This is a genomic window from Falsiroseomonas algicola, assembly GCF_011040385.1.
Lineage (GTDB): Bacteria > Pseudomonadota > Alphaproteobacteria > Acetobacterales > Acetobacteraceae > Falsiroseomonas > Falsiroseomonas algicola.
In genome coordinates this window covers 1-314 of sequence record NZ_JAAIKB010000076.1, presented here as the reverse complement: position 1 = coordinate 314, position 314 = coordinate 1, and the positions used below count along the sequence as shown (strand labels likewise).

Here is a 314-nt window from a genome sequence, read left to right as displayed (position 1 = left end):
CTCCGCTCCACCCAGCTCGGCGCGCTCACCACCACCCAGATCGGCGCGCTCACCACCACCCAGCTCTCGACGCTGTCCTCCACGCAGTCGGCCGCGCTCACCTCCGCCCAGATCGCCGCGCTGACCACGACGCAGCTCGGTGCGCTCTCCTCCACCGCCATCGGGGCTCTCGCCACCGCGCAGATCCGCGGCATGGAGACCACCGACCTTGCGGCGCTGACCACCACCCAGGTCGCCGGCCTCACCTCCGGCCAGCTCTCGGCGCTGACCTCGACGCAGGCCGCCGCCCTCGAGACCACCGATATCGGCGTCCT

At 72.6% G+C, this 314-nt stretch carries 1 protein-coding gene; it reads left to right on the top strand.

The window, feature by feature from the left end; translation table 11 throughout:
• Positions 1-314: hypothetical protein (locus G3576_RS31085; RefSeq protein ID WP_164698348.1), on the top strand; the 314-nt coding region annotated here is incomplete at both ends.